This window comes from Rhodobacter sp. TJ_12 (assembly GCF_020023995.1).
Classification (GTDB): domain Bacteria; phylum Pseudomonadota; class Alphaproteobacteria; order Rhodobacterales; family Rhodobacteraceae; genus Rhodobacter.
Map to the genome: position 1 here is coordinate 45,975 of NZ_NRRD01000020.1, position 18,777 is coordinate 64,751.

19 protein-coding genes and 1 riboswitch are annotated in these 18,777 nt (G+C 63.1%); of the genes, 14 read left to right on the forward strand and 5 right to left on the reverse strand.

The features are described from left to right. Nucleotides 1-14: 14 nt before the first annotated feature. A complete protein-coding gene (secG, locus tag CKO11_RS13715) occupies nt 15-557 on the reverse strand; it encodes a preprotein translocase subunit SecG (RefSeq protein ID WP_223639888.1) in 543 nt (180 codons plus the stop codon). Between the two features lie 176 nt (nt 558-733). Between secG and CKO11_RS13720 the strand changes: the two genes are divergently transcribed. Then, nucleotides 734-2,032 (forward strand): adenylosuccinate synthase, encoded by a 1,299-nt coding sequence (locus CKO11_RS13720; RefSeq protein WP_223639890.1) that lies wholly within the window; start codon nt 734-736, stop codon nt 2,030-2,032. Then, nucleotides 2,032-2,277, forward strand: a complete 246-nt coding sequence (locus tag CKO11_RS13725) for a DUF2842 domain-containing protein (protein WP_223639892.1) — start codon at nt 2,032-2,034, stop codon at nt 2,275-2,277. The genes CKO11_RS13720 and CKO11_RS13725 overlap by 1 nt, the downstream gene beginning before the upstream one ends. Nucleotides 2,278-2,334: 57 nt before the next feature. On the opposite strand, the gene CKO11_RS13730 is transcribed toward CKO11_RS13725, so the two are convergent. Beyond that, nucleotides 2,335-4,953: a hypothetical protein gene (locus CKO11_RS13730; RefSeq protein ID WP_223639895.1), complete on the reverse strand. Its 2,619-nt coding sequence runs from the start codon at nt 4,951-4,953 to the stop codon at nt 2,335-2,337. A gap of 225 nt (nt 4,954-5,178) precedes the next feature. Between CKO11_RS13730 and CKO11_RS13735 the strand changes: the two genes are divergently transcribed. Next, nucleotides 5,179-5,832: a thiamine diphosphokinase gene (locus CKO11_RS13735; RefSeq protein ID WP_223639898.1), complete on the forward strand. Its 654-nt coding sequence runs from the start codon at nt 5,179-5,181 to the stop codon at nt 5,830-5,832. Here the strand turns inward: CKO11_RS13735 and CKO11_RS13740 are convergent. Next, complete coding sequence (locus CKO11_RS13740) at nt 5,780-6,712, reverse strand: DMT family transporter (RefSeq protein ID WP_223639901.1); 933 nt, start codon at nt 6,710-6,712, stop codon at nt 5,780-5,782. The genes CKO11_RS13735 and CKO11_RS13740 overlap by 53 nt on opposite strands. Before the next feature lie 126 nt (nt 6,713-6,838). Here CKO11_RS13740 and CKO11_RS13745 point away from each other — a divergent pair, with 126 nt between their 5' ends. Next, the gene (locus CKO11_RS13745) at nt 6,839-7,573 is read left to right on the forward strand and encodes an alpha/beta fold hydrolase (protein WP_223639904.1); all 735 of its coding nucleotides are present in this window, start codon (nt 6,839-6,841) and stop codon (nt 7,571-7,573) included. A 106-nt stretch (nt 7,574-7,679) separates the two neighbouring features. Next, nucleotides 7,680-8,381 (forward strand): alpha/beta fold hydrolase, encoded by a 702-nt coding sequence (locus CKO11_RS13750; protein WP_223639907.1) that lies wholly within the window; start codon nt 7,680-7,682, stop codon nt 8,379-8,381. Nucleotides 8,382-8,458: 77 nt separating this feature from the next. Here CKO11_RS13750 and CKO11_RS13755 read toward each other — a convergent pair whose 3' ends face one another. Further along, nucleotides 8,459-9,331, reverse strand: a complete 873-nt coding sequence (locus CKO11_RS13755; RefSeq protein ID WP_223639910.1) for a glycosyltransferase family 2 protein — start codon at nt 9,329-9,331, stop codon at nt 8,459-8,461. Nucleotides 9,332-9,463: 132 nt separating this feature from the next. Between CKO11_RS13755 and miaB the strand changes: the two genes are divergently transcribed. From miaB to metK, 8 genes are all read left to right on the forward strand, one after another. After that, the gene (gene miaB / locus CKO11_RS13760) at nt 9,464-10,792 is read left to right on the forward strand and encodes a tRNA (N6-isopentenyl adenosine(37)-C2)-methylthiotransferase MiaB (RefSeq protein ID WP_223639913.1); all 1,329 of its coding nucleotides are present in this window, start codon (nt 9,464-9,466) and stop codon (nt 10,790-10,792) included. Between the two features lie 223 nt (nt 10,793-11,015). Beyond that, nucleotides 11,016-11,564, forward strand: coding sequence for an OmpA family protein (locus CKO11_RS13765; RefSeq protein ID WP_223639916.1), 549 nt, complete (start codon nt 11,016-11,018; stop codon nt 11,562-11,564). 10 nt (nt 11,565-11,574) lie between these two features. Further along, complete coding sequence (locus CKO11_RS13770) at nt 11,575-11,874, forward strand: hypothetical protein (RefSeq protein WP_223639918.1); 300 nt, start codon at nt 11,575-11,577, stop codon at nt 11,872-11,874. 196 nt (nt 11,875-12,070) lie between these two features. Next, nucleotides 12,071-13,081, forward strand: coding sequence for a PhoH family protein (locus CKO11_RS13775; RefSeq protein WP_223639920.1), 1,011 nt, complete (start codon nt 12,071-12,073; stop codon nt 13,079-13,081). 112 nt (nt 13,082-13,193) lie between these two features. Continuing rightward, complete coding sequence (ybeY, locus tag CKO11_RS13780; RefSeq protein ID WP_223639922.1) at nt 13,194-13,694, forward strand: rRNA maturation RNase YbeY; 501 nt, start codon at nt 13,194-13,196, stop codon at nt 13,692-13,694. A 30-nt stretch (nt 13,695-13,724) separates the two neighbouring features. Continuing rightward, the gene (locus CKO11_RS13785) at nt 13,725-14,633 is read left to right on the forward strand and encodes a hemolysin family protein (protein ID WP_223639924.1); all 909 of its coding nucleotides are present in this window, start codon (nt 13,725-13,727) and stop codon (nt 14,631-14,633) included. Between the two features lie 7 nt (nt 14,634-14,640). Further along, nucleotides 14,641-16,179 carry an apolipoprotein N-acyltransferase gene (gene lnt, locus CKO11_RS13790; protein ID WP_223639926.1) on the forward strand — a complete coding sequence of 513 codons (1,539 nt, stop codon included), beginning with the start codon at nt 14,641-14,643 and terminating at the stop codon, nt 16,177-16,179. A gap of 7 nt (nt 16,180-16,186) precedes the next feature. After that, a riboswitch (SAM-SAH riboswitch) is annotated at nt 16,187-16,237 on the forward strand. A gap of 8 nt (nt 16,238-16,245) precedes the next feature. Next, nucleotides 16,246-17,412, forward strand: coding sequence for a methionine adenosyltransferase (gene metK / locus CKO11_RS13795; protein WP_223639929.1), 1,167 nt, complete (start codon nt 16,246-16,248; stop codon nt 17,410-17,412). Nucleotides 17,413-17,490: 78 nt separating this feature from the next. On the opposite strand, the gene CKO11_RS13800 is transcribed toward metK, so the two are convergent. Next, on the reverse strand, nt 17,491-18,000 hold the full coding sequence (locus CKO11_RS13800) for a MarR family winged helix-turn-helix transcriptional regulator (protein ID WP_223639932.1): 510 nt from the start codon (nt 17,998-18,000) through the stop codon (nt 17,491-17,493). Nucleotides 18,001-18,227: 227 nt separating this feature from the next. Between CKO11_RS13800 and ectA the strand changes: the two genes are divergently transcribed. Next, nucleotides 18,228-18,755, forward strand: coding sequence for a diaminobutyrate acetyltransferase (gene ectA / locus CKO11_RS13805; RefSeq protein WP_223639935.1), 528 nt, complete (start codon nt 18,228-18,230; stop codon nt 18,753-18,755). The last annotated feature ends 22 nt before the right edge of the window (nt 18,756-18,777 follow it).

An 18,777-nucleotide genomic window follows, 5' to 3' on the forward strand; every position in this document is an offset into this window, starting at 1 on the left:
AATTGCGCTTGGCCTCAGTTCGAGGCGGGCGCATCCGCGTAGGGCGAGACACCCAGCGGCAGCTCCGGCACGGCGGGCGCCTGTGTCGCAGGGGCCTCTTGCGTCGCGTTTTCTTCCGCAGCGGGCGCTTCGGGCGCGGCCTCGTCCGTCACCGGGGCAACGGGCGCGGGCACGGGCGGCAGAACCGGCTCATCGGCGGCGGGCGGCGGCGGGGCCACCAGCGGCGCGGAGCCCGTGGGCAGCGCGGGCGCATCGGCCTCAGCCGGGGCTTCGATGGTCACGGAATCAAGCACCGAGCCTTCTTTCGCGGCGCGCGCGGCAAAGACAGTGAGCGTGATCGAGGTGGCAAAGAACGCCGCCGCGAACACCCAAGTCACCTTGGAGAGCGCATTGGCGGCCTGACGGCCCGTCATCACACCGGTGCCACCGGCACCGCCGCCGCCACCGCCGCCCATGCCAAGCCCGCCGCCCTCGGAGCGTTGCAACAGAACGACCCCGATCAAGAGCAGCGCCAGCACGAGGTGGATGACGAGGATGACGTTTTGGACGTTTTCCATAGGGTGGCCGCGCCTTTTTTCATTCGACGCGCCTATCTAGGCGCATGACCGCCCTCGTGCAACCCGGTTTTCCACCGCAGGCGCGCGGCATTGCCCGCTTGCGGCGAAAAAGCGGTTTCCCCGGCGGCGTGTGACCGCTATATGTCGCACGGTTTCACACCAGCGGAGAGAAATACATGGCCAACGTGGTGGTTGTCGGCGCCCAATGGGGCGACGAGGGCAAGGGCAAGATCGTCGACTGGCTGTCAGAGCGTGCCGACGTGATCGCGCGGTTCCAAGGCGGCCATAATGCAGGCCATACGCTGGTGATCGGCGGCAAGGTCTATAAGCTGAATGCGCTGCCCTCGGGCGTGGTGCGCGGCGGCAAATTGTCGGTGATCGGCAATGGGGTCGTGCTGGACCCGTGGCATCTGATCAAGGAAATCGCCACGATCCGCGAACAAGGCGTCGATATTTCGCCCGAAAACCTGATGATCGCGGAAAACACCCCGATGATCATGCCCTTCCATGGCGAACTTGACCGTGCGCGCGAGGCGCAGGCGACCGGCTCGAACGCAAAAATCGGCACCACCGGGCGCGGTATCGGCCCGACCTATGAAGACAAGGTGGGGCGCCGGGTGATCCGGGTCGCTGATCTGTCGGATGATGCGACGCTGGAAACCCGCGTTGATCGCGCCTTGATCCACCATAATGCCTTGCGCGATGGTCTTGGGCTGCCGCCGATCGACCGCGACGCGCTTTTGGCCGAATTGCGCGCGATTGCGCCGGAAATCCTGCAATATGCCAAGCCGGTCTGGAAAGTGCTGACCGAGTTGCGCAAAGCGGGCAAGCGCATCTTGTTCGAAGGCGCGCAGGGCTCGCTTCTGGATATCGATTTCGGCACCTATCCGTTCGTGACTTCGTCAAACGTGATCGCGGGGCAGGCGGCGACCGGCGTCGGCATGGGGCCCAATGCGGTGGATTATTCGCTGGGCATCGTGAAAGCCTATACCACCCGCGTCGGCGAAGGGCCGTTCCCGACCGAGCTGGATGACGAAGATGGCGAGCGTCTGGGCACGCGCGGCCATGAATTCGGCACGGTCACCGGGCGCAAGCGCCGCTGCGGCTGGTTCGATGCGGTGCTGGTGCGCCAGACCTGCGCGATTTCGGGCATGAACGGCATCGCGCTGACCAAGCTTGATGTGCTTGATGGCTTTGAGACGCTGAAAATCTGCGTCGGCTATGAGGTGGATGGCGTGCGCTACGACTATCTGCCCACGCAAGCCGCGCTGCAAGAAAAGGCCACGCCGATCTATGAGGAGATGGAAGGCTGGTCGGAAAGCACGCAAGGCGCGCGCTCGTGGAACGACCTGCCCGGCGCGGCGGTCAAATATGTGCGCCGGATCGAAGAGTTGATCCAATGCCCGGTGTCGATGTTGTCCACCTCGCCCGAGCGCGACGATACCATCCTTGTCACTGATCCGTTCGCAGACTGATGGCTTTGAAATATCGCACCCGTCGCCGCCTGTCGCTTCTGGTCCTTGTGCTGGGCCTGCCTGCCTATATCGTCGTGGCGATTTCCGCCGTGGCTTGGGCCGAGGCGCGCTGGGGCATGATGCCATGGTGGGGGGCGGTGCTGACCTATCTGGTGCTTGGGGTGCTTTGGATCGTGCCGCTCAAGCCGATCTTCATCGGTGTGGGCAAGCCCGATCCCGATGCGGACCCGCCAGAGCAAAAGTAAAAACGGGGGCTTCGGCCCCCGTTTTGCATTTTAGATCAGGTGTTTGTCTGGCGAGGTTCAGGCGCGGCGCTGGTAGAACCGGCTCGCTTCGGTGATCGCATATTGGCCGCGTTTGACCTTGGCGATCTTGCCTTGGCGCAACAGCGTGCCAAAAACCCGCAGCCGGTCTTCGCGGCTGAAGGTTTCATCGCCCATCGCGGTCACCTTGCGCATGATTTGCGGCGGCGAAAAATGCGGCCGTCCTTCGATTTGCGCGGTATAGGCGGCGGCGGCTTCCAGCAATTCGCCCAAGCCCTGCGGTGCACGACTTTCGGCGAATTGCGCAAAGCTCGTCGCTTCGTCGGCGGACAGCGGGGCGTCGCTGTCGTGATGTTCCTCTGCTGCGTGGCCCTCTGCACTTTCGCGGTGGAGGCTGGCGGCGATCACCCGCCGCGGGCGCACGGCTTGGGCTTTCATCTCATCTTCTGCGGGCGTTTGGTCGACCCGCTGTTCCGAAACCAAAACCAAAGGCGCAGGGCGCGCCTCGGGGCGGGCCGTCGCGGGCGTAGGGGTGGTTTCGCGTCCACGACCCGCCTGGCCCGAACTCACGGGGCGGCGCGGGCGCACCGCTTGGCTCAGATCGGCGCGATAGGCTTCGGTCCCGTCGGTGCCCGGCTGGGTATCGGTGCCCGCGCGGCGGTCCGCCACGGTGGCGGCGACGGCGGCCTTTAGATGCGCAATCGCAGAGATACGGCGGCGATTCTCGGTCCCGGCCATCTGGGCATCGGTTTTTTCCAGCAGGCGCGACAGATCGCCCTCGGGCGCGGCCCGACTGGCGGGCGGGCGCGGCGCGCGCGGGGCCGGATCGGCGTTCTGGTCCGGTGCGGCCTCGGCGGTGGTTTCGGCGGCGGTTTTGGGGGCCTCCGCTTCTGCCGGATCTTGATCGACGGGCAAAGCCTGCGCGACCGCTTCGGGGCTGTCGCCGAACTCATCGGCAAAGTCTTCTTCCGCCTCAGACGGATCCGCCTCAAAATCTTCGGCCGCCGCTTTCGTGGCTTCGGCGGGGGCGCTGGCCCCAAAGGTTTCGGCATTAAGCCAGTCGGCCCGTTCTTCGGCGCTCAACTCTTTGGCCGGGGTTTCTGCGGTCGCGGGGCTGGCATTTTCGGGCTGCGCCAAGGTTTCTTGGGCTTCCGCGTCACCTTGCGCGATATCTGCCGCCAGATCGTCTTGATCCAGATCGTCTTGCGCGGCAGCGGCTTCGGGCGCGGCATGGTCTTGCGGCGCGACGTAATCGGGCCGCACGGCTGCCAAATTGCCCCAATCGTCATCGTCGGGCAAATCGGCTGTCAGCGCGGCCAGTTCCGCCATCAGCGCATCGTCCGCGTCGTCTTCCGCCACCGGCGCGGGGTCCGCATCGGGGGCGGGGTCCGGGTTTTCAAGCTGGGCGGCAATCGCGGCCAACACGGCCTCAGATTCGTCTTGGGAGTCGTCTTGCGTGTCGCCCGCGTCGGGGGCCGCCTCATCCTCAACCATCGCATCCGTGGTTTCGGTCTCGGTTACGGGCAGGGCCGGGGTCACCGGCTCGGCGCGCCGCAGCTTGATCACCCGGGCGCGGATCGCCGGGCGCGTCGGCGCGGGTGCGGGCGCGGTCTCAAGCGCGTCGTCTTCGTCCGAAAAATCTGCCGGGTCTAACGCTTGCGCGGCGTCCTCGGGCCGTTCGGCGTTGTCTTCCATGTGCGTTTCGCGGGACTCCGGCTCCGCATCGGCCACCGCCGTCTCTGCCGCTACTGCTTCGGGGGCCTTCTCCGCCTCGGCCGTCTCGGTGGGCAATTGCGGTTCTTGGGCGCGCTGTTCCTCTTCGGCCTGCGCGATCCGGGCGGCGCGGCGGCGTTGCCGCTTGGCTTGCAAAAGCGCGGCCGCCGCCTCGGCGTCGGACAGATCATCGGCATCCACCGCATCTTCTTCGGTTTCGATCGTGTCTTCGTCGCGGGCGGCATCTTCCGGGGGCGCCTCGACCTCGGCGACATCCTGTTCTGGCGCGTATTCCGCCACCAGCGGTTCTTCGGTCACCGCTTGTGTTTTGGCGTCTTTTTCTGCGTCGGGCGCGGCAATATCGGCGGTTTCTTCGTCGCTCAGCGGCCCAGAGATATCGAGCGCAAAGCCGAAATCGTCGCCCCCCGCTGCGGGGTCGGGTTGATCATCGGTCTCTGGCGCGGGCTGTGCGGCCAGCGGTGCTTCGGGCTCGGGTTCGAATTCGGGCTCTAGGTCGACCTTCGGCTCGGCCTCAGCTTCGGGCGCTTGCGTGGCGCGGGCCTGCGCTACGGCGGCCCGGATACGTTGCAGCTTGGCCGCGACCGATTCCGATACCGGATCATGCGGCAGGCTGTCCTCCGGCGCGGCATCGGGATGGGCCACAGGGATCGACCGCTGCGCCAGCGGCGGGCTGGCGGGTGGCGCGGCGGTGGCAAAGGGCGGGGTCGGCGGCGCGCCTTCGGGCTGTGTCGCCGGCAGGGTTTCGCTTTGCGCTTCAGAAGGGCGCAGCAAGATGCCGTTTTTCTGGATCTTCGCCTCGACCCGGCGCTGAATCTCGCGCTCGGCGATCTTGTGCAGCATCTCCGTATCGGGTTGGGGCGGCTCGGCGCCGAAATAGCGATCCTCCGCCGCCAGATCACGGAAATATTCCGCGATGGCCTTCATTGTGTTGAAGGGCTGCTCGAACCCCTCAAGGGTGCACGAGAAAGTCCCGTAAGATACGGTGAGAATCTTGCTCGCTCCAACCATCGACCATCGCCTTCTACCAGAACGTGTTGCGTTAACAATGAACGCGGAACTGGTTCCTTGAGGTGAACGAAAAAAGGCAATTTCAGGGAATCTTCGCGTTTGCGCTTGAGTTTCCTCGCCTTAATCGTAACCAATCATGCCATGTCTGAGGGAATTGTCCAATGCTCTGGCGGGGTCACGTTGCTGGGCGGCGGGGCTGTTGCGCCTTCTGATGTTGCCATTTGCGCGACAATAGCCCCGTTTTTGGTGGCCGCAGATGGCGGCGGGGATCGGGCGTTAACACTTGGGCAGATGCCGCAGGCGGTGATCGGGGATATGGACAGCCTGTCCGAGGCCGGGCGCGCCGCTTTTGCCGACCGGCTGAGGGTGATTCCCGAACAAGACAGCACCGATTTCGGCAAATGCCTGCGCTATGTGCAGGCGGATTTCTATCTATGCCTTGGGTTTACCGGGATGCGGCTCGATCACACATTGGCCGCGCTCAGCGAGATCGCCGCGCGGCCCGCCCAAAAGATCGTGCTGATCGCCGAGGATGAGGCGATCTTTCTGGCCCCGCCACAGTTACGGCTGGATTTGCCACAAGGCACGCGGTTGTCGCTTTACCCGATGGGCCCGGCGACAGGCCATGCAACGGGGCTGCGCTGGCCCATTGAAGGGCTGTCCTTCACCCCCGCCGGGCGGGTGGGCACATCGAACGCGGTGACCGGCCCGGTCGCGATGGAGATCACCGGCCCGATGCTGGTCATGGTCCCAAAGGCACATTTGGCGGCGGTGCTAGTGGGGCTTTTGCCGTGACGCGTTCGCGGTGGATGATGTAAAGCCCCGAGGCGGTGATGATCGCAATGCCGACCCATGTGAGTGCATTGGGGAAATCGCCGAACACCAGATAGCCAAACAAAGTGGCGGTTAGCATTTCAAAATAATGCAGTGGCGCCAATGTGGCCGACGGGGCAAATTTCAACGCATAGCTCATCGCCACATGGCTGATTGTGGCGGCAAGCCCAACGCAAAAACACCACAGCCACGCGTCGCCCGTCGGGGCGATAAGCTGAAGCTGGCCGATCTTGAACGCATCCCCGAGCGCCAGCGCCGGGGTCATCAACACCACCGCCGCCCAAGCGGTGTGGAGCTGCATCGGCACCGGGTGCATGTGGCGCGAAAGCCCCCGCGTCAGCAGGATATAAAGCGCAAAGCTGACCGCCGTGCCCAGCGGGTAAAGCGCGACCGCGCCGAAATGCGCGAAAGAGGGCTGGATCACGAAAAGCGCGCCGATGAACCCTACGACCGAGGCCCCAAGCCGCCGCGGCCCCACCTCTTCGCCCATCGCAAAGCGTCCGATCAGCAAGATCACGAAAGGTTCGACAAAGGCGATGGCCAGCGCATCGGCAATTGGCATCACCTGAATCGCGGCCACAAAGGAATAGGTGGCGCAGATTGACACGCCCGCGCGCGCAAAAATCAAAAGCGCCGCGCGCCGCCCCATTTTGAAAGGATGCCCCAGCGCCGCGACCAAGGGTACCATCAGCGCCATTTGCACCAGATAGCGCCCAAAGGTCACCGTGCCCACGGGCACATCTTGCGCGGCAAGTTTCGCCGCCACATCAATCAGCGGCGCGATGGTGCAAAAGCCAAGCATCAGCACAATGCCGGGCAGGATACGGTCGGTCTGGGTCATGCCCCCGCCTAGCTTGGCCCAAACTTTCCGTCCATCCCGAAAGCGACGGCGCCCGCGTCCTTTCGCGCGCCTTGAGAAGGGCGAGGCAGGGCGCTAGGCTCGCCGCAACCAATTGCAGGAGGCCCCATGACCGAGTTTTTCACCACGCCCGAAGGCCATCGCATCGCCTATAAAAAGCGCGCGGGCTCCGGCCCCGGGGTGTTGTTCCTGCATGGGCTGCATTCGGATATGAACGGCGACAAGGCCGAGGCGCTGGATGCCTGGGCCGCCGAAAAGGGGCGTGCCTTTTTGCGGTTCGACTGTTCGGGCCATGGCGAGTCGTCCGAGCAATATCCCGACACGTCGATTGCCGATTGGTATGCCGATGCCAAAGCCGTCTTGAATGATCTGGCCGAGGGGCCGCAGATCTTGGTGGGCTCGTCGATGGGCGGTTGGCTGGCGCTATTGCTCGCCCGCGAATTTCCGCAAAAGGTCGCCGCCCTTGTGACCGTGGCCGCCGCGCCCGATTTCACCGAAGACGGTTATTTCGCCTCGTTCACCGAGGACCAGAAAACCGCGCTGATGGAACAGGGGTATGTCGATCTGCAATATGGCCCGCAACCCTATCGGATCATGAAGAAATTCATCGTCGATGGGCGCGATCACTTTGTCATGCGCGACCCGCTGCCGCTGCCCATGCCGACGCGGCTGTTGCAAGGCACGGCGGATCGCTCGGTCCCGCCCGATTGGGCGGTGAAGCTGCTGCATCATGCACAGGGCGATGATATTCGGCTGAATATGGTCAAGGGCGCCGATCACCGGTTCTCCGCGCCCGAGAATATCGCGCTGATCAAGGCCACGCTGGACGATCTGCTGGCGTGATCCCGCGCAGCCTGTCTAACCTTTTCGTGTAGGGGATTCCCCTTGCGCGTGGATCGGATTAGCGTGTGACCCAATGCGCCACGCAGAGCGCGGTTCCGGGGTGTGCATGTCTTCCGTTCCATTGATCTTCTTGCCGGGTTTCATGTGCGATGCGCGGCTGTTTTGGCACCAGATCATCGCATTTTCCGCCGATCGCGCGGTGATCACGGTGCCTTTGCACGGAACCACGATCGAAGAAATGGCCTCCGCCGTACTGGCGGTGGCGCCGCCGCGTTTTGCCCTGATCGGGCATTGGCTGGGCGGGCTGGTGGCGATGGAAATTCTGCGTCGTGTGCCCGAACGGGTCAGTGAAATCGCCCTGCTTAATGTTTCGCCCTTGGCCGAGCCGCCCGCCGTCGCCGCGCAGCGCGAGCCGCGGATCATTCGCGCGCGCACCGGACGGCTTGATGAGGTGATGCTGGAAGAGGTGCCCGAGACCGCGCTGGCCCCCGGTGCGGGCCGCCCCGAGGTGCAGGCGATGCTGTTGGAGATGGCGGACGCGCTGGGGCCCGAGACCTTTACCCAGCAATCGCGCGCGCTGATGCGCCGCCCCGATCAGCAACGCGCACTGCGCGCCACGCGGGTGCGCGCGGTGCTGATCTGCGGTGAATATGACACGATCTGCCCGCCGCGCCGGCATGAAATTCTGGCCGAATTGATGCCGCAGGCGGAGTTTCGGTTGATCCTTGGCGCGGGGCATCTGTGCCCGCTGGAACAGCCGGTCAAGGTGTCGCGTGCGTTGCGCGATTGGTTTGAGGCGCCGCGTTAGCGGCGTTTGGGTGGGCGGCGACTGGCGCGCCGCAACCTGCGCAAAACCGCTGTTTGGGGGTTAGGCGCGGCCTCGGCTTAGAACCATTGGCCCGGTTCCATCAGGCCAAGATCCATCAATTGCTGACCGGTCCAGCTGAAACGCTCTGAATTGTGCCACATGAAGGTGGAAATGTCATAGGTGGAGCCGGGGTTGCGCTTGAGCGCCTTGGCCACGCGAAACGACACGATTGCCGCCGTCAGATTGTTATGCCACGGACAGGCGAAAGTGTTCCGTTCCTCGTCATTGAACGTATGGTCGGGGCGCAATTCCAGCCCCGGCGCGGTACGAAACAGCGCGATCCGGTCGATCTTGCGGCGTTTTTCGGGGATATGTTCGTCAAACCGCCACCGCAGCCCGCCAAAGAAATCAAGCTGGCGCTCTTTGGGGTGGTTGTGGTTCGCCGGATCGGGCCGCCCCAGCGCGTAATAGCCCGCGCGATCCAGCATCGCCTCGTCAAGGTTCACGCCATCGGGGTTCTTGTCCAGATCGGGCGCGTACAGGTCGATCACATAGGTCAGCATCGAAAAGCGCCGTTCTTCGGTGTGGAAGGCCAGCATTTCGCGCACGTTGCGATGGTCGCAAAACGGAAAGAACAGATATTCCGCATTGAAACAGTAATACATCCATGTGCCCACCGGCGCTGCGGCGATCAACGGGTTCAGCGCCGCCGCCAGCGCGCCATCGCGGTGCATGTCCCATGGGATGCGGTGGATTTGATCGGCCAGATCGTCGGGCAGCACCAGCGCTTCGGGCGCGTAAACCACCAAGGTGCGAAACCCCGCCGCCAGATGGTGGCGCAGGCAGCTTTCCACCTCGACCAGATCCTCGACAAGGATCACCGCCACCGGCCCGTTGGCAAGGGCAGTTTTAGCCGTGGAAAGGAAAGCGCTTTGCGATGGGTAATCCATATCCTGCCCGGTTTGCCCGTTTGCGCCAATGTCGCCAAAGCAGAGCCCGATTGCAAGCGGGGCCGACGGGCGTTGCAGCGGTTGCGAGGGGGGGCCGTTTGCGGTATCGACGCGCCGATCACGGAGAGCCCTATGACCGATGCGCCCGCCGAGCCCAAGAAGCTCTTTATCAAGACCTATGGCTGTCAGATGAATGTCTATGACAGCGAGCGCATGGCCGAGGCCATGGGCGCAAAGGGCTATGTGCCCACCGACGTGTTGGAAGACGCCGATCTGGTGCTGCTCAACACCTGCCACATTCGCGAAAAGGCGGCCGAGAAAGTCTATTCTGACCTTGGCCGACTGCGGCCCTACAAAGACGCCAAACCCGATCTGAAAATCGGCGTGGCGGGCTGTGTGGCGCAGGCCGAGGGCGAGGAAATCCTAAACCGCATGCCCTTGGTCGATCTGGTGGTGGGCTCGCAGAATTATCACCGCCTGCCCGAGATGGTCGCGGCGGCGGAACGTGGCGAACATCCGGTCGATACCGAATTCCCCGCCGAAGATAAGTTTGACCTTTTGCCCGAACGCCCGGTGCAGGCCCGCCCGACAGCGTTTTTGACCGTGCAAGAAGGCTGCGACAAGTTTTGTGCCTTTTGCGTGGTGCCCTATACCCGCGGGGCGGAAATCTCGCGCCCCGTCGCGCGGATCTTGGGCGAGGCCGAAAAGCTTGTGGCGAAGGGCGTGCGCGAAATCACGCTTCTGGGCCAGAATGTGAACGGCTACCATGGCGAGGGGCAGGGCGGCACATGGGGCTTGGGCCGTTTGGTGCGCGAATTGGCCCAGATCGATGGGTTGGATCGCATCCGCTACACGACCTCGCATCCCAATGATATGGCCGATGATCTGATCGAGGCGCATGGGCTGGAACCGAAGCTGATGCCCTATCTGCATTTGCCGGTGCAATCGGGCTCGGATCGGGTGCTCAAGGCGATGAACCGCAAGCATACTGCCGAAGACTATTTACGGCTGATCGAGCGCATTCGCGCCGCGCGCCCCGATATTCTGATTTCGTCCGATTTTATCGCGGGCTTTCCGGGCGAAACAGATGCCGACCATCAAGCGAGCCTTGATCTGATCCGTGAAGTGGGTTTTGGCGCGGCCTTTTCGTTCAAATATTCGCCCCGTCCGGGCACGCCCGCTGCGGGGCGCGAGGGCGTGCCGTCCGAGGTGGGCGATGCGCGGTTGCAGGAATTGCAGGCGCTGATCACCGCCCAGCAAAAGGCCGCGCAAGACAGCATGGTGGGGCGCACGGTCGGGGTTCTGTTTGAAAAGCCGGGCCGGATGGAGGGGCAGTGGGTCGGCAAATCCGACTATCTGCATGCGGTCCATGTCAAAGCCGAGGGGATCGGCCAAGGCACGCTTGCGCAGGTCAGAATCACCGCTGCCGGGCCGAATTCGCTGGCGGGCGAACTGGCCTAGGCCGGTTTGCCCGCCGCGGCGGGGCGGAAATCGCGCCGCGCGCATTGTGGCAAAGCGGTTTCGTCAGATCGTATTCGTGACGCATTCGCGCTGGTTTGTTTACGGTTCGGACACAATAACGGGGGAAAGTCCCTTCCTTTGTCTCAAGATTTTGTTACTCTCAGACAAATTCTATGACGCCTCGCCTTGCCACGGGGCGATGCTTTCAGGAGGCTTGGTGGGGATGACCAGATTGACCCAAGGATTGAAACCGGTTGGCCTGCGCCTTGGCGCAGCGGCCATTGTCCTTGCGGCCAGCTTCGGCATGGCCTCGGCGGATGAAACCTATGTGCCGACGATCTGGGTTGATCCCGATGGCTGCGAACATTGGGTGATGGATGACGGCGCGGAAGGGTATATGGACTCGCGCCGCACCCGCGATGGCCGCCCGGTGTGCCACCGCGACGTTTGCGGCGTGCTGCCCACCGATACGCTGTTTGCCACCGATAGCGCCCGGATCACCGCCTCTGGCCGTCAGACGCTCGAAAACTTCTTCTCGACCGCGCAGGCGCGCAGCTTCATCATCACCGGCCACACCGACAGCCGCGCCTCGGATGAATACAACATGCGCCTGTCCAAACGCCGCGCCGAAGCGGTGGCGGGCGTCGCGCAGGGGATCGGGGCGCCGGTTCTGGCCGTCAACTGGTATGGCGAGCGGATGCCGCGTGCGACCAATGCCACGTCGGCGGGCATGGCGCAAAACCGTCGCGTCGAAATCATCTGTGTGAAGTGAGGGGCTCGCCATGAACGGAACCAAACTCCTGCTCATCGGTCTGGCCGCAGGCGCGCTGGCCGCCTGTTCCGATGTCGGCCCCGACAAATCCATCGACCGGGGGATCAACAGCCACCACCTGAGCCAACTCAAGGCGGGCATCTGGATCGACCCGGAGGGCTGCGATCACTGGATCATCGATGATGGCGTCGAAGGTTATCTGACGCCGCGCGTCGATGATTACGGCAAGCCGATCTGCTCGGGCGCGGGGGCCCCCTCCACCGCTGTGGGGCCGTTCAAACAGGGCTCCCCGGTCGCCGATCCGCTCTGATCGGGGCAGGTGGGGCGCAAAATTCAGCGCCCGCCCAAAAACAAGGCATTCGGGCCGTGCGCTGCGTCGCACGGCCTTTTTCGTGACGAATGGGTGAATTTTGCGCCAATGCGCGCCGATTGGGCAAAACCATCTCTTGCGTCATTTAAGGGGTAGGTGCACCATATCTTTACCAACGCCAGTCAGGGAGACGTTCTTGGGCTTTAGCGCGATCACCCCCCCGCCCAGCACTCAGGATGCTTACGAGACGCTTCTCGAGTTTCCTGACAACCGATTGCTGATCGATCTTTGCGGAGAATTTGATCGCAATCTTGCGCAGGTCGAACACAAGATGTCGGTTCATATCCTGCGCCGGGGCAATCAATTGGCCGTGGTCGGCACGCCCGAAGCGCAAGAACAGGCGGCTGCCGTGCTCAATACGCTTTATGCGCGGCTTGAACAGGGCAAGACCTTGGACGCGGGCGAGATTGACGGCGCGATCCGCATGTCGGACTTGGGCCATGACGGCGTTTCGGTGGATGAACAGCTTGAGATGTTCGCCGCCGGAAAATACGAAATCCGCACCCGCAAGAAACAGATCGAACCGCGCACCGATGCGCAAAAGGCCTATGTCCGCGCGCTGTTCGAAAACGAATTGGCCTTTGGCATTGGCCCGGCGGGCACCGGCAAGACCTATCTGGCGGTCGCCGTGGGCGTGACCATGTTGATTGGCGGGCATGTCGACAAGATCATCCTGTCTCGTCCGGCGGTCGAGGCGGGCGAGCGGCTGGGCTTTTTGCCCGGTGACATGAAGGAGAAGGTCGATCCTTACATGCAGCCGCTTTACGATGCGCTGAATGATTTCCTGCCGTCCAAGCAGCTTGCGAAGCTGATGGAAGAAAAGCGCATCGAGATTGCGCCCTTGGCCTTTATGCGCGGGCGCACGCTGTCCAGCGCCTTTGTTGTGCTGGACGAGGCGCAAAACGCCACCACAATGCAGATGAAAATGTTCCTGACCCGTCTGGGGCAGGGCTCGCGCATGGTGATCACCGGTGATCGCACGCAGGTGGATTTGCCGCGTGGCACCGCCTCTGGCCTGCAAGATGCCGAACGCATTCTGGACGGGGTGAAGGGTATCGCCTTCAACTATTTCTCGGCCGCCGATGTGGTGCGTCACCCGCTGGTGGCCCGGATCATTGATGCCTATGACAAATCCGAAGGCGCATAGGCTGCGCCAGAGGGGACTCTGGGCAAGGTCCAAGCGGGGCGCAGGACAAGCGTCCCCGGCTTGGCCCGGATTTTGTCTTGCTGTGTGACGGGCGGCGGGGTAACGCGCGCAGATGCAGATTGAAATCGATATCGAAGACCCGCGCTGGGACGCGCTTGATCTGGGGGCGCGCGCGCAGGCTGCAGCGGCGGCGGTTCTGGCCGATCAGGGCATCGCGCCCGAGGGGGTGATCCTGTCGGTGCTGGGCTGTGACGATGCCCGGATTGCCGAATTGAATGCCGAATTTCGTGAAAAGCCCTTGCCGACCAATGTGTTAAGCTGGCCGGCAGAGGAGCGGGGCGCGGCAGATCCGGGCGTGGCCCCCGCGCCGCCCGGCCCCGATGTGTTCGGCGAGATTGAACTGGGCGATATTGCCATCGCTTATGATACCTGCGCGCGCGAGGCCGAGGCCGCAGGCAAATCCGTTCACGATCACGTCACACATTTGATGGTACATGGTGTTTTGCATCTTCTGGGGTATGACCATATCCGCGACCTAGACGCGCAGTTGATGGAAGCCGTTGAAGTGCGTATCTTGGCGGCTCTGGGGGTGGAAAACCCCTATGAGATATAGCGGCACCTGCCGCATTTTTGGAAAGGTAAGATGGGACAAGTCGCAGACGGAAGCAATTCCGCCGCCGTGCCCGCTTCGGACCCCGAAGCTGGCGAGAGTAACTCGGAGCCGCACTCTAGAGGGCTGTTCGGGCGTCTGTTCGGGGCGCTTGGCGCGGGCCCGGACGAAGAAGAGGCGCTCCACCCCAATGGGGCCGCGAATACCGCCAACACACCTGTCGGCCCGCCGGGGCTGGGCAATCTGCGCAAGATGCGGGTGGGCGATGTGGCGGTGCCGAAAGCGGAAATCGTCGCGGTGCCCGTGACCACGCCACGCGACGAATTGGTTGAGGTGTTTCGCGCGCAGGGTTATTCGCGCCTGCCGGTGTTCAAAGAAACGCTCGACAGCCCGATGGGGCTTGTTCATTTGAAAGATTTGGCGCTGGGCTGGGGCTTTGGCTCCGGTGTGGGGCGGTTTTCATTGCGCAAGCTGTTGCGCCCCTTGCTTTATGTGCCGCCGTCGATGCCGATTGGTGTTTTGCTGCAAAAAATGCAGGTGCAGCGCATCCATATGGCGTTGGTAATCGATGAATATGGCGGGGTCGATGGGCTGGTCACGCTTGAAGACCTGATCGAACAGGTGATCGGCGAGATCGAGGATGAGCATGACGAGGCCGAGGATGGGCTGTGGAAGCTTGAAAAGCCCGGCCAATGGCTTGTGCAGGCCCGCGCGCCGCTGGATGATTTCGAGCCCGAAATTGGCATGCAACTGGCCGACCCGGAAGAGCGTGGCGATGTCGATACGCTGGGCGGGCTTGTGGTGATGCAGATCGGGCGCGTGCCCGCGCGCGGCGAAGTCATCGTAGCCGAAAACGGTGTCGAATTCGAAGTGGTTGATGCCGAGCCGCGCCGGGTGAAACGGCTGCGGGTGCGTCTGCCCGGCGTCGCCCCCGCCGAGTAAACCCTGAATGCGCGTTCCCGCCGGTTACAACCCGCTTTGGCGCCCGCTTGTCTGGGGGCTGGCGGCAGTGCTGGGCGGGGGCGTCGCGTTGGGGCAGGCCCCGTTCGATCTGTGGTGGCTGGCGCTGATCGCGCTGACCTTCCTCATCCCGCTGGGGCTCCGCACGGCGCCCTTTAAGGCGGGGCTTGCCGCAGGCATGGGCTATGGCGCGGTGACGATGTTCTGGATCGTCGATCCGTTCTTCGTCGAGCCCGAGATTTACGGTTGGATGGCGCCCTTTGCGCTGTTTTTCATGGCCTTGGGGATGGGCGTCTTTTGGGCGCTGGGCATGGGGCTTGGGGCAAAACTGGGCCGGGGGGAGCCGTCGCGCGCCTTGGGGTTGGTGCTGGGCCTTTTTGCTGCCGATTTCGCGCGCTCGTATCTTTTCACCGGCTTTCCCTGGGTGCTGTTCGGCCATATCTGGCTTGAGACCCCGGTGGCGCAATGGGCCTCGGTCGTGGGGGCGCTGGGCTTGGGGCTTTTGACGCTTGGCCTTGCGGTCGCGCCTTGGCTTGTGCCGGTGCCGGGCAAACGCTGGCTGGCCGATATCGTCGCCGCGCTGGTTTTGGGGCTGGTGTGGTGGGGCGGCGCGGCGCGACTGAACGATCCGCTGCCCGCGCGCGACACGCCCATAAACCTGCGCATCTTGCAGCCCAATGCCCCGCAAGATCTGAAATGGGACCCGGCCTATGCCGAGCAATTCTTTTTCCGGCATCTGGATCTGACGGCCAAGCCGCCTGCCGAAGCCAAGCCCGCGCCCGATCTGATCTTGTGGCCAGAAACCGCGGTGCCCTTCTTGCTGAACCGTCCCGGCGCGGGGCTTGAGATGGTGGCCGAGGCCGCCCAAGGCACGCCGGTTGTGCTGGGCATCCAGCGGGGCGAGGCTTTGCGCTATTACAATTCGCTTGCGGTGATCGGCGCGGGCGGCGCGGTGCGCGCCACCTATGACAAAGTGCATCTGGTGCCCTTTGGCGAATATATCCCCTTTGGCGATGCCTTTGCGAAAATCGGTATCACCGCCTTTGCCGCGCAGGCGGGCAATGGCTATTCGGCAGGGGCGACGCGCAAACTGTTGGATCTGGGGCCGCTGGGTGTGGTGCAGCCGCTGATTTGCTATGAGGCGGTGTTTGCCCATGAAATTTCGGGCCGCGATCCGCGCCCGGATTGGTTGTTGCAAATCACCAATGATGCATGGTTTGGCACCTTTTCCGGGCCATATCAGCATCTTGCCCAAGCGCGGTTTCGGGCGATCGAATTTGGTCTGCCGCTTGCGCGGTCGGCCAATACCGGGGTGAGCGCGCTGATCGACGCGCGGGGGCGCGTGATTGAAAGCTTGGATATGGGCGAGGAAGGCGTGATCGATGCGCCCCTGCCGCCCACCGCGCCGCTGACCATTTACGCAAAGATCGGGGATTACCCCTTGCTTGAGGGGCTTTTCGCGCTGGCTTTGGTTCTTTTTGCCACTGCGCGCTTTGCGCGCGTTGACCGGGGGCGGAACCAAGGCTAGGCAGGATCATCCGTTCCAACGGCTTCCTGGCGGGACGGAGCATTTTCCTAATGGAGCACTTCTTACATGTCTCGCACGAACTATGTCTTTACCTCCGAATCCGTTTCGGAGGGCCACCCCGACAAGGTCTGCGACCGCATCTCTGATGCCGTCCTCGATGCCTTCCTTGCCGAAGAACCCAACGCCCGTGTCGCCTGTGAAACCTTCGCAACCACCAATCAGGTGGTCGTCGGTGGCGAAGTGGGGCTTTCGGACAAGACGCGCCTTGCCGAATTCATGACCCGGATCGACGGGCTCGTGCGCGATTGCGTGAAGGACATCGGCTACGAACAAGATGCCTTCCACTGGGCGACGCTGAACTTCGCCAACTATCTGCACCCGCAATCGGCCCATATCTCGCAAGGCGTCGACAAGGACGGGGCCGGCGACCAAGGTATCATGTTCGGTTACGCCACTGACGAAACCGATGCGCTGATGCCCGCGCCGATCCAATACAGCCACGCGATCCTGCGCCGCTTGGCCGAGGTGCGCAAATCCGGCGAAGCCGATACGCTTGGCCCGGATGCGAAATCGCAGCTTTCGGTGCGTTACGAAGACGGCAAACCCGTCGGCGTGACCTCGATCGTGCTGTCGACTCAGCACAAATACGAAAGCCAAACCTCGGATGATATCCGCGCCATCGTCGAACCCTATATCCGCGAGGTGCTGCCCGCAGGTTGGATCGACGAGAAAACCGAATGGTGGGTGAACCCGACCGGCACCTTTGTGATCGGTGGTCCCGATGGGGATGCCGGTCTGACGGGCCGCAAGATCATCGTCGACACCTATGGCGGTGCGGCGCCGCATGGCGGCGGCGCCTTCTCGGGCAAAGACCCGACCAAGGTGGACCGTTCGGCGGCTTACGCGGCGCGCTATCTGGCGAAAAACGTCGTGGCGGCCGGTCTGGCCAAGAAATGCTGTATCCAAGTCAGCTATGCCATCGGCGTGGCGAAGCCGCTGTCGATCTATGCCGACACCTATGGCACCGGCACCGTGCCCGAGGCCGAGATCGAGCGCGTCGTGGCGCAATGCATGGACCTGACGCCGCGCGGCATCCGCGAGCATCTGGACCTGTGCAAGCCGATCTATGCGCGCACCGCAGCTTATGGCCACTTTGGCCGCGCGCCCGAAGCCGATGGTGGCTTCTCGTGGGAGCGCACCGATCTGGTCGAGGCGCTGAAGAAAGCGCTCTGATCCCTAGATCAGACCATTTTGCGCAAGGGGGCCTTCGGGCCCCCTTTTTATGTAGTGTCTGCGTTGTCTTGGAGCGGGTCAGAGACCGCGTTGACCATGGGCACGAATGTCGCCGGTGGTCAGCACCGGAGAGGCGTCGATATCCTCGGCATCCAGCATCGCCGCCACCCGCTCCAGCGAGGCGACAAGCTGCATCTGTTCCCAATCCTGCATCCGTTCAAAGGCGCGCACAAAGCGCTGTTGCAATGCATCGGGGGCATCTTTCACCGCTGCGCGCCCGGCCTCGGTGATTGCCACATGCGATTGCCGCCGGTCGATTTCGGAGCGTTGGCGCTCAACCAGACCCGCCGCAACCAGCTTGTCGACCAGTGCGGTGATCGTGGCCTGTGTGACCCCCATCTGTTCGGATAGTGCCTTCGATGTGGCCGCACCTTCCGCGCGCCCGGCAATGATCTGCAAAACGCGCAGCTTGGCCGGGGTCAATCCGGCGGCTTGTGCAAGGTCACGCTCATAAAGGGCGGTCGCCCGCAGGATGCGGCGCAGCGCGATCAGGCTTTCATCGACACGGTCGGCAGAGGCTGAAGTCATGGCGCTACTTTCGCACGAAGCGACAGGATACTTCAATGCACGAAACATTTCTGTGACACTGCTTTGTATGGCAAAGGATGTATCGGGGAAATATATTGCGCGCACAGGTATTTGCGGGGTCAAAAATGTCAGAAATGGTCGCAAACGGAACAAATGTCGCTTCACGGTTGAAATTTTGGGCTCAATGGTTTACTTAGTCACGCGAAGCAACTGGGAGGCACCCATCCATGCCGAAAGCCATCGACGAAGACCGAACCTTTCCGCCCCGCCTGCGCAAGCCGGTTGCGACGGACGGGGCCGCGATCTGGGCGCTTGTGAAAGCCTGCAAGCCGCTTGATGAAAACTCGATGTATGCCAATCTGATTCAGGCCGATCATTTCCGCGACACCTGCGTGGTGGCTGAACGCGGCGGAGAGATCGTGGGCTGGATTTCGGGGCACATGATCCCTGGCACCAACGACTTCTTTGTCTGGCAGGTCGCCGTTAGCCCCGCCGCGCGCGGGCTTGGTCTTGGCCGCAAGATGCTGCACGAACTTCTGTCGCGTGAGGCCTGTGCCGAGGCGCGCAACCTAAAGACCACGATCACGCCGGATAATGCGGCGTCTTGGGCGCTGTTTCGCAGCTTTGCCCGCGCCATTGGCGGCACGCTCACCGATGCGCCGCATTTCGAGCGTGACACCCATTTCGCGGGCGAACATGCCACCGAACATATGGTGACGATCGCCCTGCCGCAGGCGCTGGCCCGCGCGGCCTGATCCGCCTGCCTTATCTTCCCAA

What these genes read in the sequence shown, in the direction of transcription:
- CKO11_RS13770 (WP_223639918.1), top strand. Translation starts at nt 11,575, where the DNA reads ATGAACGGAACCAAACTCCTGCTCATCGGTCTGGCCGCAGGCGCGCTG.
- ectA (WP_223639935.1), top strand. Translation starts at nt 18,228, where the DNA reads ATGCCGAAAGCCATCGACGAAGACCGAACCTTTCCGCCCCGCCTGCGC.
- metK (WP_223639929.1), top strand. Translation starts at nt 16,246, where the DNA reads ATGTCTCGCACGAACTATGTCTTTACCTCCGAATCCGTTTCGGAGGGC.
- miaB (WP_223639913.1), top strand. Translation starts at nt 9,464, where the DNA reads ATGACCGATGCGCCCGCCGAGCCCAAGAAGCTCTTTATCAAGACCTAT.
- secG (WP_223639888.1), bottom strand. Translation starts at nt 557, where the DNA reads ATGGAAAACGTCCAAAACGTCATCCTCGTCATCCACCTCGTGCTGGCG.
- CKO11_RS13755 (WP_223639910.1), bottom strand. Translation starts at nt 9,331, where the DNA reads ATGGATTACCCATCGCAAAGCGCTTTCCTTTCCACGGCTAAAACTGCC.
- lnt (WP_223639926.1), top strand. Translation starts at nt 14,641, where the DNA reads ATGCGCGTTCCCGCCGGTTACAACCCGCTTTGGCGCCCGCTTGTCTGG.
- CKO11_RS13740 (WP_223639901.1), bottom strand. Translation starts at nt 6,712, where the DNA reads ATGACCCAGACCGACCGTATCCTGCCCGGCATTGTGCTGATGCTTGGC.
- CKO11_RS13765 (WP_223639916.1), top strand. Translation starts at nt 11,016, where the DNA reads ATGACCAGATTGACCCAAGGATTGAAACCGGTTGGCCTGCGCCTTGGC.
- CKO11_RS13725 (WP_223639892.1), top strand. Translation starts at nt 2,032, where the DNA reads ATGGCTTTGAAATATCGCACCCGTCGCCGCCTGTCGCTTCTGGTCCTT.
- CKO11_RS13730 (WP_223639895.1), bottom strand. Translation starts at nt 4,953, where the DNA reads ATGAAGGCCATCGCGGAATATTTCCGTGATCTGGCGGCGGAGGATCGC.
- CKO11_RS13750 (WP_223639907.1), top strand. Translation starts at nt 7,680, where the DNA reads ATGTCTTCCGTTCCATTGATCTTCTTGCCGGGTTTCATGTGCGATGCG.
- CKO11_RS13735 (WP_223639898.1), top strand. Translation starts at nt 5,179, where the DNA reads ATGTCTGAGGGAATTGTCCAATGCTCTGGCGGGGTCACGTTGCTGGGC.
- CKO11_RS13720 (WP_223639890.1), top strand. Translation starts at nt 734, where the DNA reads ATGGCCAACGTGGTGGTTGTCGGCGCCCAATGGGGCGACGAGGGCAAG.
- CKO11_RS13785 (WP_223639924.1), top strand. Translation starts at nt 13,725, where the DNA reads ATGGGACAAGTCGCAGACGGAAGCAATTCCGCCGCCGTGCCCGCTTCG.
- ybeY (WP_223639922.1), top strand. Translation starts at nt 13,194, where the DNA reads ATGCAGATTGAAATCGATATCGAAGACCCGCGCTGGGACGCGCTTGAT.
- CKO11_RS13745 (WP_223639904.1), top strand. Translation starts at nt 6,839, where the DNA reads ATGACCGAGTTTTTCACCACGCCCGAAGGCCATCGCATCGCCTATAAA.
- CKO11_RS13800 (WP_223639932.1), bottom strand. Translation starts at nt 18,000, where the DNA reads ATGACTTCAGCCTCTGCCGACCGTGTCGATGAAAGCCTGATCGCGCTG.